The organism is Treponema sp. R8-4-B8 (assembly GCF_054786175.1).
This window is the reverse complement of record NZ_BDHE01000463.1, coordinates 1-430: the sequence shown is the minus strand read 5'-3', so window position 1 is coordinate 430 and position 430 is coordinate 1. Positions and strand designations below refer to the sequence as shown.

The 430-nt window shown below is 46.3% G+C and carries 2 protein-coding genes; both read left to right on the top strand.

Annotated features, from left to right (window positions below):
* Window positions 1-208 (top strand): hypothetical protein (locus tag ACYVRA_RS09265; RefSeq protein WP_461252411.1); only part of this gene is annotated, 208 nt, incomplete at its 5' end.
* A gap of 11 nt (window positions 209-219) precedes the next feature.
* Window positions 220-430, top strand: a 211-nt coding sequence (locus ACYVRA_RS09260; protein WP_461252410.1) for a hypothetical protein, incomplete at its 3' end; no start/stop codon positions are given.

The window sequence follows — 430 nt, the reverse complement described above, 5'->3', positions numbered from 1 at the left end:
CACTGTAACAGAGAAGTCAATCGAAGCCGCAAAAGCCGCCATTGCCGACATGTTCATCAACGATGTGCCGAACTTCGGCAACGCAGGAGAGATCAGAGTGTTCTTTAAAAAGACAACAAGCAGAGTGGCGACCGGAGTTTCGGCGCTCACCAAAGAAGGACGCGCCGACAAATTGAAAACCATTGAAGCCTGCGACATTCCTGAATAAGGAGGCGCAAAATGAGTGCTGTCGAAGCCTTATCAACTATAACTGCCGAAGATATTCCTTATGAAAAACCAAAGGTTAGGACTGCGGTCGAAATCCTTTCCGAACGTAACGCTATGGTAGGAATGAAGGACAACAAAAAAACAATACGACAAATTGCCAACATGATACAAATGCAAAAGGAGTTCGCTGAAATAAACGGCGAGGAGTACGACCACTCGCACA